Below are 15490 nucleotides of genomic sequence, written 5' to 3'. Positions count from 1 at the left end.
AACAATGAAAAATGTCTGTCAACATCAGCTGTTGCCATAGGGCAATCCTATGCTTAATTATCACTATTTTTTTTCGCGGGTTTCATAACCATTTATAGCTGAAAAAACGGCGATGTTTCGCTGTGCACAGGTATTGAAAAATACCTGAACGGCTATCTATTGCCCAAAATAAATCACTTAAAATATTTATTAGCAATGAGAGATCATCTATCCAAGTGGTTGTCAGAGAAAAAACGACGCTGGATCCTTTCGCTGGTGGCAACCTGCTGCATTTGCTCGCAGCAAGCCATGGCTAAAGGTTACAAGCTGTTGTTGATACCACGTGATTCCACTCCTGCAGTGGGAACAGATACTACTGTTATTTCCCGAAATGATGTGATCTACATCATCAACAGAAAGTCGGCTCCATCCGCATTTAAAAACAATGATACTTTAGATGTTAATCATGTTGCATTGTTTCCTTATACTTCACTGCAACAAATGGTAAAAGGTAATGTGAGAGGCTTGTATACAAAAGAGTCCAGCGGAGAGCCGGGTACGGAGCAGTTTATGTTTATCCGCGGACTGGCTACACCACTGCTTACTAAGAAAGATGTATACCAGGTGCAACCGGCTGTATATATTAATGGCGTTCCACTGATACAGGATAACACCCTCATATTTGATATTCAGAACAACGATTATAATCGCCTGGGACCCGCTTTCAATATGCTTGCTACTGTTAATCCTGATAATATACAGGATATACAGGTATATAAAGACGCGACGGCTATCAGTCTTTTTGGACCACGGGGCGCTAACGGTGTAATTAATATCATCACTAAAAATGCTACTTCCGGTACGCGTAAGATCAGCGTCAATAGTTACTTTGGCCTGAACCTGTATGATCCGGTGTATACTACCAATGCGCAGTATGAAAACCGTTTTCGTCGTCCGTTCTATCAGCAATATGGTCATGCTGCTGATTCGCTCAGTTATCCTTCTTACCTGCGCGATTCTTCTAATGCAGCCTATTTTGGTAATGCTAACTGGAGTGATTATTACCTGAGTAATACCATGACGCATTCTATTAATGCCAGTATTTCCGGTGGTTCCGACAGAGCGAATTTCCGTTTCTTCGGTGATAAAACACAGGCAAACGGCATAGCTGATAATACACGCCTGGATAAATACACCGCTTCATTCCTGGTGAATATGTCGCCCATCAAGTGGCTCATGGCTTCTGCTATGATTAATGCCAACAGGCTTGACAGGGTGAGAAATACTTCCATGCAGGATCGTTTCCTGGAAACGGCCTATATTCCTGATATCTCCAGCCCGTTAGCGCCTGATAAATCCGCCTATCATGATTATCTCAGCGCATTCAACAAAGGCTTCGATAGAAATCATCTCAACAGTATACAGGGTACTTTCTCCCTGATATTTGCCTTTAATAAAGTACGCTATACCAGTCGCCTGTTATACGATTATAATGAAAGTTTGAGAGATGTTTTCTGGCCTTCTACACTGATGGATGGTGCTAACTATGCCTCCAATTATTTTGGTAATAATCAACGTGTGGGGTTTGATAACGTGATCGACTATACGTATTCCCCTTCAAGTGACCACAAGTTTACTTTTGAGGCGGGACAATCTTTCCAGGCGGATCTCTACAAATACACTTACGAACGGGCCTATAAAGGTATCAGCGACCGTATTAAAGTAAATATTGTAAACAGCGATCCCAATTCAGGTGGTTATTTGTCGCCGCTGGCTTTTGCCAATCAGTTGGTGTACCGTTATATCGATGCAGAAAAACAACGGCTGCTCTCTTTCTATGGTAATATAAATTATAATTATCGCGATTTATATCATTTTACTTTAACCCTGCGTAACGATGGCTCCTCGCTGGTATCACCCGCAAAACGCTGGTTGTTTACACCAGCTGTTGGTGGTGAATGGAACCTGAAAAATCAGTTCCTGCGCGACAAATACACCATCAGCAACTGGACGCTGCATGCTTCCTGGGGCCGTACCGGCCGGTTGTTAGGTGATGATCGTTATGCTGCCGGTCCTCAGTATAAAGTAGATATGGGCTGGACAGGCAACCCTAATGCATATTCCTACGCAGGTGTAGCCGGCTTATCCAGGCCTTACTCCTACGGTTGGATTGGAGATAATGTTGCATGGCCGGTAACCGACATCCTCACCATTGGTACAGACGCTTCTTTTTATCACAACAGGTTACGCATTGCTGTAGATTATTATTCCAAAGATGACCGTAACATGTTGCTGCCAATGCCGGTTGTGGCTGAATCGGGCTATAGCAGCGCGTATAGAAGCGGTCTGCATGTAAATAATCATGGTGTGGAAGCAGGTATTTCCGGTGAGGTGATCAACACCGCAAAATTCCAATGGACACTTGGTATCAGCGCTGCTTACAATGAAAATACACTGAAAGCATTACCTGGTGGTGTAAAAGAATTTGTTGCCGGCGACCGCAGATTTGAAGTAGGTAAAGCAGTAGATCAGTTTTGGGTATATGAAAATGAAGGCATTTATAATAATGCTTCCGACATCCCACTGAATCCCAAAACCGGGAGCCCGCTCACTTTCAAAGGCGTTGCATTTTCTGCCGGTGATGCCAGGTGGAAAGATGTGAACGGCGATTTTATTGTAAATGATAAAGATAAAGTGATGAAAGGTCATAGCATGCCAGTATATACCGGCAGCCTTGATAACAACTTTAAATACGGTCCCTTCAACATTTCTTTCAGTTTTTATTTTGCCGGTGGCATGAACATTCTGAATCAGAAAGCTGCAGCACGTTACGACTTTATCAACCATGATGGTCAGTCGAACCTGGAATCTGTAAAAGATATAACCTGGTGGCAGCGTGATAAGGATCAGAAAAACTATCCGGTTTACAATCCCTGGAGTGCTGTAATTCCTTACCGTGCGGATCAGGATCTTTTCCTTGAAAACGGATCTTTTGTAAAGCTACGTTCCTTATCGCTTGGTTATGATCTGGCAGGTAGTAAGTGGCTGAAAGCCCTGGCACCAGGCATTACCAGGTGCTACGTATACGCTACCGGTAACAACCTGCTCACCTTTACAAAATACAGCGGGGGAGATCCGGAGCTGACCTATTACAACGGGTATGACAACGGGTATGTGATACCTGTTCCCAAAACATATACGGTAGGATTGAAACTGGATTTATAATCATTTGTCATTTCATTTAGCATGAATAATATATTTCGTTCAGTAAAAAAAACGGCCCTGGTACTGGCACTTACACTGATGGGTGTATCGTGCAGTAAATTGCTGGATGTAAAATCCACGCGGCTGGTTGCTGATAAGGATTACTGGTCATCTGTGCAGGATGCGCGCAGCGCCCTCATAGGAGTGTATGGCCTCACCCGCGCTGCGCTGACAGATAATGCTGCTTTCTGGATGTATGGTGAATTCCGTCAGGGAGATTTTGTTGCTACCTCCCGCGCCGACCTCAAAGCCATCATCAACAATGAACTGAATGTATCTTTCCCGCAGTTGCAATCGCTCAAAAACTGGCGGCGGTTTTATGCAGCTATCAATGCGGCTAACCTGTTTATCGAAAGATCCGGCGATATCCTGAAAAAAGATGCTTACTACACCACTGCCAATCATCAGCTGGATGTAGCGCAAGCACGTGCATTAAGGGCTTTTCTGTATTTCTACATGGTGCGTATATGGGGAGATGTACCATTGGTGGTAGCTTCTTACGACGGGCAGTTTCCGGCGTTCCCGCGTACAGCACAGGCAACAGTACTCGACTTTGCAGAAAAAGAACTGGTAGCAGCTGCAAAAGATCTGCCTTTCATTTATTCAGGGAATGATCCGCAGCAAACCGGCAGTTATTTTAATGAGGGGTATGTTTTCTGGAAAGGAACGTTGTTTAACAAGATCAGCGCTTATGCAGTGTTGTCGCATATTGCAGCGTGGCAACAACATTACACGGATGTAATGTCCTATACACAGTTTATTATGGACAATTACAGCCAGGCTGCTGTTACTTTTACCAGTATCACTTCAGAGCTTTGCGCCAGCGATAGTGGCTTCTTTGCGCGTAGCGGTCCCTCTCAGATCCTGAATTTCTCTTTTGATTATTTAAGTGCGGAAGGGATTACGGCCGGTCACCTGGAAGAATATACACTGGCACAACCCATTACCAGCAATCTTTTGCCGGCAATGTATGTGCCCAGAGATTCCATTCTCCGGTATTTTGATCAGCCTAATGATGAACGTTTCAGTATTGATCTTAAAACAGGTTATCCTTTAACAGATTATTACTTCAGTAACTATTCTACCAACACACCGGTATTCAGCAAGATAAAAGTGATTGAAGACGGGAAAGCAGATAAAGGCGTTTTCCGCCTCTATAACGGTACGATGATGTTCAGCCGCATGGAAGAACTGGCCCTGTTACGTGCAGAAGCCGCCGTGGCAACCAATAACCCCGCTGAGGCAATACAATGGTTGGGTACTGTGATGAAAAGCCGTGGCATCAGTAATCCTGTTTTCAATGGAAAAGATTTGCTGGATGAAGTATTTAAAGAAAGAAGAAGAGAACTGATGGGAGAGGGCTGGCGCTGGTATGACCAGGTGCGTTATGCGCGTCTTCGTCCTGGTAAAAGCGCGCTGGCACCGCTACTGCAAAACGGCGGTATCTACTGGCCGCTTGCGGAAGATGTGCTGAATGCCAATCACCTGCTGGTTCAAAATCCTTATTGGAATAAATAATTACCACAATGCAAAAAAGAAATTATTACGCAGGAACATTATGTCTGCTGTTGCTGATGGTGGGACTGGTTTTCACAGGCTGTCAGAAGGATGGAGGATATAAGGAATATACAAAAGGGGATACGCAAACTGATGCTAACATGTACGACTATCTGAAAAGTCGTACCGGCGTTTTTGATTCGATGGTGATAGTGATAGATCGCCTTGGTTTGAAACGGGTAATGAGCAATACGCAGATCACCGTATTTGGTATCACCAATACCAGTTTTGTTACGGCATTGCGTAATCTCAACGTGCTCCGTGAAAAAGAAGGGTTGGGCACTTTGTCGCTTGCAGATCTGGATCAGAAGAACCTGGATACGCTGTTCTGCCGTTACCTGATACCGGGTGTATATGCTACAGACAGCCTGCGCCAATATCCTGATGGCCGTGGCATCAACTCTATCAAATATGCCAGGGAGATGAACCTGCAGTTGTTTACACAAGCCGCTTCGGGCTATGATGGCGGCGGGCCTAAGTATATTATCTATAGTGATACCAAGGCTTCTTTTTATATCAGTAAATGGGTAAGAGCTAACACGATGTCCATGGATACTTATGCCAGAAATGGCGTACTACATGTGCTGAGTGGTGATCATGAGTTTGGATTTAATGAATTCATAAGCAGGTTTAATCAGTAGTCAACTGATAATAGCTGACAAAAATGATGAAAAGATGAAAAAATCAAATCAATTAATAATAATACTGATCGCTGGCGGCATGATGTTTTCCCATGCCTGCGTAAAAGTACCGGCGGATGTAGATTTTATCAGCCCCAAAGCCAGTTACAGCCAAACAACATTTGAGCCTGTATTGGGAAGAACTACGTTGCTGCCTGATGATCCTACCGCAAATATTTTTAATGCAGATAATTCTACTTCACCGCTGACTTTCAAAATCCTGCATATGCGGGGTGCTTCCACCGGGGAAGCGGTGGATATTTTTAATAAAACATTTCCCGTGCAGGTATGGAAAGAAGCATACACAGGGCTGGAAACCACGCGTGAAGAGGTAGAGAAGAAACGTACCATTGAACAACATCATTTGTTTGAAGTACGTGAACACTCCGGCCAGTTTGTAATGTGGCGGCCTATGGATCTGCAATACCTGAATGCCATCAAAATGCAACCCGATCCGGGCTATAAATTTGATGTGGAGGTGTCTAACTCCGGCGGTAGTAAGATCATCCGTGATATGGAGCTGAAACCAATGCGCCCGCAGCCTTATGCGCCCAGTGCTATTGATCCGGTAACAGGCAACTCCCAGGGCAATATTACGCCTTACCTGGTTAGTAGCGTAAAGGTGTACAATGAGGACAATTATATGAGCAACGGTGATGTGATAGTGGTGTTTCATAAAGATCCTGCTTCTACCGGTAACACGCTCACTTTTGAATTCCGTGATTCTGCTTATAATCCTATCAATCCAAAATTATTCAATAGCACCAGGTGGGAAGATATCCTGCATCATTTTGGTCCGGCCAGGTTTACACCGGAAGCAGTTACGTATGACGTAGCCTATCCGATTCCGCTGGCAATGCGCCAAACCAGGTACACGAATGCTTCGGGAACTACCGCCAATGTAATGTTCAGCTATGATCGTATCGCCAATGGCGCCCTGCGGATGACTGCCCTGATAGGAATGAACTTCGCGATTTATGAACCGGGTGACTGGAAGATGGTATTCTGGTTCTATCACAAAAATCCTGACTTCAGGGATAATTAATACCAGGCAGACATGCCGGCAAGGATCAAAAAATTATCAAATGAAAAAAACAAACCTTCATGTATAAGCATAACATTATACCAGGGAAGATAAAAGCGCTCGTCTCATTATTTGTGGTGCTGTTGCTAACCTATGCGGTCGCCGCGCAACAGCCAGTGATAACAGTGAGAGGTGTTGTTTACGAGAAAGGTACCAATATGCCTATTCCCGGGGTGATAATATTTACAGGTAAACCACCCAAAGGAGTTGGTGCAAGTGGTGCTGATGGCACATTTACCGTGAATGTTCCGGAAGGCGCTGAACTGAATTTTCAGGCCATGGGATTCGGGCCACTGATGGGAAAAGGTAAGGCTGGTGAATTGATGAAAGTTTATCTCTCTGTAAAACAAAATAAACTGAATGAACAGGTAGTTATCGGCTACCAGAAAAAAACAAAGGAAACGACTACCGGTTCTACGGTGATCATCAGTGGTAAAGACCTGCAGGATGTACCTGTATCCAACGTAATAGAATTGTTACAGGGTAAAGTAGCCGGGATGAACATCCAGAACAATACAGGTGCACCAGGCTATGCAGGTACTATCCAGATGAGGGGACTTTCTACACTCAGTATTTCAGGATCAGGCAGCAGTTCTTTCCTGTCACCTACTTCTCCCTTGTTTGTTATTGATGGGGTACCCATTGATCCTAATACCAATTATGAATATGGATTTAATCAGGCTGGCCCGGGCTTAAACCCGTTGTCATTGATTCCACCGGAAGATATTGAAAGCATCCAGGTATTGAAAGATGCGCAGGCTACTGCTTTGTATGGTTCCAGGGGAGCCTACGGTGTAATGCTGGTCAATACAAAACGGGGCAAGTCTAAAGTGCCTATTGTACAGTATTCCGGTAACTTCTTTATCAGTATTCCGCCCAATCTGCGCAAGGTAATCGGAGGCAATGCAGAACGTGAGGCACGTGTTTCGCAGCTGTTGCATTATACTGATTCTGTTAAGTATGCCCGCCAGGATATTAACAGCACGCCCTTTCTGGCAGATAGCCTGAATCCTTACTATAATAATTCTACCAACTGGCAGGGATTGTTTTATAAGTATACCTACAACCAAACACATAATGTTACGGTATCCGGTGGTGATGATCGTTTCAACTACAAAGCTAATCTGGGTTATTATAACGAAAAGGGTATTGTAAAAAATACAGACTTTAACCGTTATACCCTCAGTACTAATATGCAGTACCGGCCTATCACACGATTTAAAATATATGCAGGTATTACTACGAGTCTCGGACAAAACAGCAAGGGTAGTGGTAATGGTCTTACACAATCAGATGTAGGTAAGGCCGGCAAACAATCGTCCTTGTTGCCTGCACCATCTTTTTATTCTTCTTCTGCCAATGCCGTAGCTGCATTGCGCAATGATAATCTCAACAAAACGGCTAATATCCGTACCAACGTGGACCTGGATTACGAGCTGATTGCCGGGTTACACGCTACCAGCACCTTTAGTTTTGAAAGCACTACCGGTACAGAAGACAACTTCATCCCTGCTGCTATTAATGGTAACTATGCGCAGGTAAAATCATTTAATGATCAGAGTCATACTTTGTACAGCCGTAGTGGATTGTCTTATTTTAAATCATTTGAAGACAAACACAATCTCACATTTTCTGTATTCAATGAACTCTCCAAGAAAGATTACCAGGCTACTTTGCTGCGCAAGAGTGGTACGCCCAGTGATGATGTGCATGGACCTATAGGCTCTAATGGTTTTTTCGACGGAGGTGGTATTCTCGATAATGGCAGTGATGAACGCCTGGCCTCTTTTGCCGGCGCTGCCTCCTACAATTACAAACAGAAATATGTAGTGGATCTGTCTTTCCGGCGCGATGCTTCTTCTATCACAGGTAAAAAAACACCTTACTCCAATAACCCTTCTGTGGGGTTAAGATGGAATTTTTATAAAGAAGCTTTGTTGGCAGACAGGTCCTGGCTCGACTATGGTTCACTTCGTGCTTCCTGGGGAAGAAACGTAATACCGCAGGGTACCATCTTTGATGCTTATGGTACTTATAACGACCGTAACGGCGGCCGTTACAACGATAAGCCGATGAGTGGCATTGATTATGGAAAATTGCCCAATGCCAACATGAAACCGGTATCTAATACCCAATGGAATGGTGGGTTGGAACTCGGCTTATGGAAAGGAAAACTACAGGTAGAAATGGATGTGTATCTGAAAAAGGTAGAAAACATGTTGATGGAGGTGAAACTGCCTACCAGCAGCGGGTTCTCCAGTGTACAAACCAATGATGCCGCCCTGATGGATGCTGGTCTGGAATGGAGCTTTACTTATCGCCCTTTACCACAAACAGGTAAATGGAACTGGACGGTTACTTTCAACGGCGCCTTCAATAAAGATATCCTCACCCGTTTGCCGAATGGTAAGCGTGAGTTAATGGTGTATGATACCACCAATAACCAGAACATCCTGTATCGTGTAGGTCGTAATAGCTTAACGAATGTATTGATGAATACACGCGGTGTATATGCCGATGACGCCAGTGTGCAGGTAGATCCTGCTACCGGTCGTCCTGTGCTGGTATCTTCTGCAGACGGTAAAAACTTCTACTACATGAGAGCTGGTGATCCGCTGTGGACGGATCGTAATGGCGACTACATCATTAACGGAGCAGATAATGTGTATGCAGGTAATTCTCAACCCCTGATTACAGGCGGGTTGAGCTCCTTTTTGCAACACGGCGCATGGTCGCTCAATATAGCCGCTACGTATACGGCTATACGTTCTATTCTTAACAATGCGGTGCAGGCACGTTTTGCCGGTTATTCTGATCCGCTTGGGAAGAACGGACCTGGTGCACTGGTACCATTGGATCAGTATAACTACTGGGCAGCACAGGGAGATAAAGCCACTTATCCTAATCCTTACGATTACCAGGGCTTTAAAAGTATAAGGCCTTACCGGGTAGATCAGACGTTGTTTGAAGAAGACGGATCTTATTTCAAAATTCAATATATCACTTTGGCCTATACGATTCCCCGCACCAGGACGATCCGCTGGGGCATTACTTCTTGTCGTACGTACTTCACCGTTAGTAACCCGTTCCTGTTTTCCAGGTACAGCGGACCTAACCCCGAGAACGTATCTGCACTGGGAAGAGACCAGGAAGACGGTTATCCTGTCAGGAAAACAGTCACCCTTGGTTTGAACGTACAGTTCTAGGATTTGAAATCATCAATGTATAAAGCAATTAAACTGTGATATATGAAGCGTTTAGTTATTGCGATAGGGATAGCTGCCTTACTTTGCACCAGTATGCCGGGATGTAAGAAATTCCTGGAAACGGCGTCACCCAATAAAGAATCAGGTTCCAGCTTCTGGAAAACAAAATCAGATGTGGAGCGGTTTACTAACAACCTTTATGGAGAGATCGCTGATGTGATGCTCACTAATTCATTTTTTCTCGCAGCGGAATTCCGCTGTGGTATATACCGTCAAACCCCTACTTCACGCAGTATCTGGGGGCGCCCTTATTACGATTACCTCGTGTATAATGATCTCAAAGACCTGATGAAGGAAGGTTACTGGAATCAGTTCTTTCATTTTAATACTATTCCTGACTGGAAAGGATATTACCAGGTAATACAGGCTGCCGGAATACTGGTAGACCGGGTGGATGATGTGCCGGATACAGAGATATCGGCAACGGATAAACGCAGATATAAAGCGGAAGCTGTATGGGTGAGAAATTTTCTCTACTTCCTGATGGTGCGTTTGTATGGAGATGTTCCATATTATACCACCCCTTACTTCAATGAGATTATTGGCCGCACTAAATTCACAGATGTACTGAATTCCTGCATCAAAGAAATGGGGGAGTACAAAAACGATCTGCCCTGGGCCTACACCGATCCCAAAATGAAAGCAGTACGCCCGACACGCGGCGCTGCACTGGCATTAATGATGCACATGAATATGTGGAATGCAGGCTTTGATGATGCCAATAAAAATAAGTATTACCAGGCAACAACGGATTTGGGTAAAGAGCTGATAGAACAGAATGGTGGAGCACACCGCTTGCTTACCGTATCAGAATTCCGGCAGCTGTTCAGAGGTGGTTCACAGGAAGGTTTGTTTGAGCTTACACAAAATATAAACTATGGCGAAGTACGTGGCCTCGGTTATCAGTACCTCAACGATAATGTACTGGAACATGGCCGTGGAGGAGGGTATTCTTATGTAAACTACGTGGGCAAGTTCATGGAAAAAATGTACCCGATAGGTATCAGCGATAAACGAAAAGATTTATGGTTTGATGCCAGTACCATGTACAGGGAGGGTAACCTGGTAGAGTTCCGGAAATTTAGTGGTAATGCGGGCAGCAATATCGCATTTGATGGTAACCTGATTGTATTCCGTTATGCGGATGCTATTCTCCTTGCTTCAGAGGCCAATGCGGAGCTGGGCAGTGCTAATGAAGCGGAAGCTATCCGGCTGCTTAACCTGATCCGTGCACGGGCTGAAACAGTATCCTATACCGGTAACGGAGGCACTGAATTAAAAGATGCGATCTTCTGGGAACGTTCAAAAGAAATGATGGGAGAGGGGCACGCATTTTATGACCTGGTACGTACCCACCGCATCCTCAATGCTACCTACTGTACAGCACCGATCTCACAATCTGCTTTCCTCCGTGGCGCCTGGACATGGCCTATTGCAGATGCTGCACTCGTTAACAATCCTTTAATGAAATTAAATGAATACTGGCGATAACCCTAAACATAGCATGAACATGAAAAAGAATTATCTATTCCTCATGACCGGTTTCACAGTAATAATGATGCTGTTTGCCGCATGTAAAAAAGATTATTACCAGGATTCAGGCCTGGCTAAAGGCAAGTTTAACGGGTCTGTGCTGGATTATCTGAAATCTAAACCAGAGTATTTCAGCGATGTGGTAAAGGTGATTGAAATCACACAAATGGAAGATGTTTTCCGGAAAGAAAACATCACCTTCTTTGCGCCTTCCAACGACTGTTTCGACAGTACCCTGAGAATAGTGAACTCCACATTATACCTGTTGGGAAAAGATACGATCAGCAGCTATACACAGGTACCTGCACAACTATGGCGCGAAATGCTCACCCGGTATCTTTTCAAAGGGAAATACATGCTCAATGATATACCGCAGATAGATCCGGTGCAGTACAAAACTTATCCCGGTGTTTTTATACGCTCCTATGACGGGCTGCCTATGAACCTGGGTGTAGTATATCATAGCGACGGAGGGGCGCAATATGTAGGCTACCGGCAATTGCAGGTATCTTATACGGCAGACATTTCACAACCACCAATGACGTGGTATGCCGCACCGGTGGCTTCTGTAAATATAGAGCCGGATAATGGAGTGGTGCATGTTCTCGTATTCAGGACCCACTATTTTGGGTTCAGTCCATCTGAATTTTTCAGCCGGGTGGTACAGTATGGTCTGGGGAAATAATTATTAAGCACACAAATTATTCAGATAATGCAATTGCTCAAATATAAAATTAGTTTACTGCTGCTGATATTGGTAATAGTAGCCGGTTGCGGTAAAAACAACGAGAAGGTTTATCCTAATCCTTATGCTGGCGGGAGATCACCGCTGGGTGTAAAATTCAGTGAGGAACTACCTGCTCCGTCGCAGGGATCTGCCGGTGATAAGGTTACGTTTAAAGTAACAGGATTGTTGCCATACAAAGATTCTATACATTTTTTTATGTCGGAACAGGAGGCAAAAGTGGTAGCTGTTACAGATGGAACCATTACTATCATCGTGCCTGCTGGCAGCAGTTCCGGTAGTGCTTATGTCAATATCGGCCAGCAGGTATTTCAGTCGCCGGTATTTAAAGTGATAGGCAAAGTGAAGCTGGATAATACTTTTAAATCAGGTACCGGCGCAGATGATTATATCAATTACCTGCTGCCTACTTCTGATAACCGCTACCTGATGGTAGGTGCCTTTAAGCAGTATAACAGCAATGGTGTGGGAGATCCGCTCAATGGTATTGCTATGATAGAAAAACATGGGCAGTTTGTACCTGCTTTCCAGACAGATTCCGCTGTATACGGTACAGGTTCTGTCAGCAGCGCGGTGCAGCTGCCGGATGGTAAGTTCATCATCGGTGGCTTCTTTACCCGGTATGGCCGCATGAAAGACATTAACCAGCTCACACGCATCAATGCCGGTGGTCTTATTGATACTACTACTGTGCAGATCATTCCTACAGAAACATCCAGCGGTAATGCACATGAAGATGATCCTAATGCAACAGAGAAAAATTCCTTTGATACCGTTCCTGCTTTTAACGGCGGTACTACAGGCATTGTTCAAAAAGTGCTTTATTACAACAACCGGGTAATCACCATCGGAACGATATATGGTTATTTGCAGAAATTCTATCGCAATTCCACCAAAACCATCCGGTACATAGACACCAGAAGAGTAAACAGTGTATTGGCTACAGACAGGGACGGCAACCTGGACTCTACCTATCATTATAACCTGGCTACGCATGAGGGTCTTCCTGGTGCCAATGGCAGCATAATAGATGGATTTTTATTACCTGGTGGTAAGCTGGTCCTGGCGGGCTCCTTCAATAAATTTGATGGCATAGCTGCCGGTAATATCGTTTGCCTGGATGCAAATGGTAACCTTGATCCGGCTTTCAGAGCAGGCACCGGTGCAAATGACCGTATTTACTCCGCTAAATACAATGCTGTTACCAGGAAAATTATTATTACCGGAAACTTTCAGTCTTACAACGGCATCCCTTGCAACGGTATTATGCTGCTGAATGAAGACGGCTCTCCGGTAAGTACTTTCTTACCTAAGCAATTTCATTCGGGTACTGCCAGTCATGCTATTCAGCTCAATAACGGGTTGATAGTAGTAGCCGGATTTTTTAACAGGTATGATAATTATGTGAGAGAAGGAATGGTTATCATTAACCCGGATGGCACGCTGGCAGCAGGTTATAACAATACCGGTAAAATGATAGGATTTGTTTACGGTATGCAGGAAACTACTTCTGCTGAAGGTGAGCTGGCTGTTATTGTATATGGTGCTATCACCTCATTTGATAATACCCGGGTAGGAAATATTTTCCGCATGGTCATTGAAAAGTAAATCAAAGTAATCATCACAATCAGTTAATCATAGTATGAAAAAGATCATTCCGCTTTTGGGAGTTGCAGCCATCCTTTCGTTATGCGCCTGTAACAAGGAGAGCAAGGATACGCTGGATGGCAAAGTGTATACCAATGACCCCGGCAAACTTTCCGGTAAGCCAAAAGTACTTTGCCTGGTGATAGATGGTGTAAGAGGAGAAACGATGAGGTCCCTGAAACCTGCTGTAATATGGAGTATGCGCGATAGCGCCGTTTTTTCATGGAGCGGTATCGGGGATGTTTCCGGCGCTGATGGCGCTACCTGGGCTGATATGCTGACAGGTGTTACCGGTAAACAACATGGTGTTATCGGTGACGACTATACGAAAGCAGACCTCGTTAATCACCCTGTTTTTACTAAATATTTAAAAGATGCCGGTGTACTGTCCCGTAGTGCTGCCTTTTGTGCGGCCGCGCCACTCAGCCAGCAACTGATAGGCAACAGCATGGATGTAAATAAAGTATTTACTTCAGATACCGATGTAAAAAACGCTGTGATCAATGAACTGGGCAACGACAGCGCCACCATCGTATTTGCCGAATTTAACCAGGTAAATGCAGCAGGCAAACAATATGGTTATGATGAATCCATCCCGCAATATGTAAATGCAATTCAGGATGCCGATAACAAGGTCGGTGAAATAATGAATGCACTGCGTGCCCGGAAAAACTATGCAGATGAAAACTGGCTGGTAATAGTTACTTCCAATCATGGTGGCACATGGCCGGTAGCACCACAGGATGCTGACGGTACACCTTTCACCAATCCGGTACAAAATACTTTTACCTTATTCTTCAATCCACGTTTTGAAAGCCAGGTGATTGTACGGCCCGAAAATATCAGGGTGGCCTATGAAGGCAGTACCGTAAGGTTATTCGGTCCTCCGGACAGCTACGTACGTGCTGAAATAGCCGATGGCGACTTCTATAACATCCAGGGAAGGAACATGACATTTGAAGCAAAAGTGAAATTTAATAAAGGACCTAATGGCAACTACACCTTTAGTTACCCTCCCTTTTTTGGTAAATGTACACAGCGCTCCAGCGCTAATCCGGGATGGGCATTTTTCCGTAACGGAAGCAATATTTCATTTTATGTAGCAGATGGTACTACAAAAGCAGAAGTGGGGTCTGGTAACTTTAAAGACGGCGATTGGCATAACATTACCGGCACGGTGGAAATCAATGGTAATACAGTGAATACAGCACTGTTTATTGATGGAGATAATAAAGTAACCGGCAGCATTGTAAATGCTAATATTAATGGGTTCAAAACAGATAGAAATACTATCCTCGGATATTTTGAAGCAGTGTTTACAGACCAGTATGTAGATATGTACATGACCGATGTTCGTATATTCAATACCGTAGTATCTGATGAAACCATTAAACTATGGGCGCCACGTACCTATGTAAACCGCGCGCATCCCAACTATGCTAACCTGATTGGCTACTGGCCCTGTACAGATGGCAAGGGGGCTGTGTTTACCGATCAGAGTCCTTCCAAAAAGAATTTATCCCTGAAAGGAAAATATACATGGTCATCTTTTAGTGATTTGAGTGGTTACCTCTTTCCGGTGATTCCTAACCAGGAGAAGTATGTGCCCAATCCTGCTGATATACCTTTTGTGATCCTCGGCTGGATGAAAGTACCTGTGCAAGCGGACTGGAACCTGGAAGGAAAAGCATGGCCGGCCAATTACCGTGATTTTCCGATCCCGGCAAATAAATAA

General features: G+C 44.4%; 9 protein-coding genes. All 9 read left to right on the top strand.

The genetic code is table 11. From position 1 onward, the window contains the following. The first annotated feature begins 195 nt into the window (after window positions 1–195). Genes CLV51_RS15920 through CLV51_RS15880 form a run of 9 tightly spaced genes read left to right on the top strand, consistent with a single transcriptional unit; the run spans window position 196 to window position 15490 of the window. Window positions 196–3204, top strand: coding sequence for a SusC/RagA family TonB-linked outer membrane protein (locus tag CLV51_RS15920; RefSeq protein ID WP_106529053.1), 3009 nt, complete (start codon window positions 196–198; stop codon window positions 3202–3204). 21 nt (window positions 3205–3225) lie between these two features. Next, window positions 3226–4761 (top strand): RagB/SusD family nutrient uptake outer membrane protein, encoded by a 1536-nt coding sequence (locus tag CLV51_RS15915; RefSeq protein ID WP_211302023.1) that lies wholly within the window; start codon window positions 3226–3228, stop codon window positions 4759–4761. 8 nt (window positions 4762–4769) lie between these two features. Beyond that, window positions 4770–5441, top strand: coding sequence for a hypothetical protein (locus CLV51_RS15910; RefSeq protein WP_106529052.1), 672 nt, complete (start codon window positions 4770–4772; stop codon window positions 5439–5441). Between the two features lie 34 nt (window positions 5442–5475). After that, entirely contained in the window at window positions 5476–6525 is a 1050-nt protein-coding gene (locus CLV51_RS15905; RefSeq protein WP_106529051.1) for a DUF5007 domain-containing protein, read from the top strand. 59 nt (window positions 6526–6584) lie between these two features. Continuing rightward, complete coding sequence (locus CLV51_RS15900; protein ID WP_106529050.1) at window positions 6585–9770, top strand: SusC/RagA family TonB-linked outer membrane protein; 3186 nt, start codon at window positions 6585–6587, stop codon at window positions 9768–9770. Window positions 9771–9812: 42 nt separating this feature from the next. Next, window positions 9813–11321, top strand: a complete 1509-nt coding sequence (locus CLV51_RS15895) for a RagB/SusD family nutrient uptake outer membrane protein (protein ID WP_106529049.1) — start codon at window positions 9813–9815, stop codon at window positions 11319–11321. Between the two features lie 19 nt (window positions 11322–11340). Next, window positions 11341–12048: a fasciclin domain-containing protein gene (locus CLV51_RS15890; RefSeq protein ID WP_158267036.1), complete on the top strand. Its 708-nt coding sequence runs from the start codon at window positions 11341–11343 to the stop codon at window positions 12046–12048. Window positions 12049–12075: 27 nt separating this feature from the next. Then, the gene (locus CLV51_RS15885) at window positions 12076–13716 is read left to right on the top strand and encodes a DUF5008 domain-containing protein (protein ID WP_106529047.1); all 1641 of its coding nucleotides are present in this window, start codon (window positions 12076–12078) and stop codon (window positions 13714–13716) included. 34 nt (window positions 13717–13750) lie between these two features. Further along, entirely contained in the window at window positions 13751–15490 is a 1740-nt protein-coding gene (locus CLV51_RS15880) for a DUF4983 domain-containing protein (RefSeq protein ID WP_106529046.1), read from the top strand.

This window comes from Chitinophaga niastensis, assembly GCF_003014755.1.
GTDB lineage: Bacteria > Bacteroidota > Bacteroidia > Chitinophagales > Chitinophagaceae > Chitinophaga > Chitinophaga niastensis.
Note: the sequence above shows the minus strand (reverse complement) of the source record. Positions and strands in the feature narration are given on the sequence as shown.

Coding starts and splice junctions, on each gene's coding strand:
- CLV51_RS15920 (WP_106529053.1), top strand. CDS start 196: ATGAGAGATCATCTATCCAAGTGGTTGTCAGAGAAAAAACGACGCTGG.
- CLV51_RS15915 (WP_211302023.1), top strand. CDS start 3,226: ATGAATAATATATTTCGTTCAGTAAAAAAAACGGCCCTGGTACTGGCA.
- CLV51_RS15910 (WP_106529052.1), top strand. CDS start 4,770: ATGCAAAAAAGAAATTATTACGCAGGAACATTATGTCTGCTGTTGCTG.
- CLV51_RS15905 (WP_106529051.1), top strand. CDS start 5,476: ATGAAAAAATCAAATCAATTAATAATAATACTGATCGCTGGCGGCATG.
- CLV51_RS15900 (WP_106529050.1), top strand. CDS start 6,585: ATGTATAAGCATAACATTATACCAGGGAAGATAAAAGCGCTCGTCTCA.
- CLV51_RS15895 (WP_106529049.1), top strand. CDS start 9,813: ATGAAGCGTTTAGTTATTGCGATAGGGATAGCTGCCTTACTTTGCACC.
- CLV51_RS15890 (WP_158267036.1), top strand. CDS start 11,341: ATGAAAAAGAATTATCTATTCCTCATGACCGGTTTCACAGTAATAATG.
- CLV51_RS15885 (WP_106529047.1), top strand. CDS start 12,076: ATGCAATTGCTCAAATATAAAATTAGTTTACTGCTGCTGATATTGGTA.
- CLV51_RS15880 (WP_106529046.1), top strand. CDS start 13,751: ATGAAAAAGATCATTCCGCTTTTGGGAGTTGCAGCCATCCTTTCGTTA.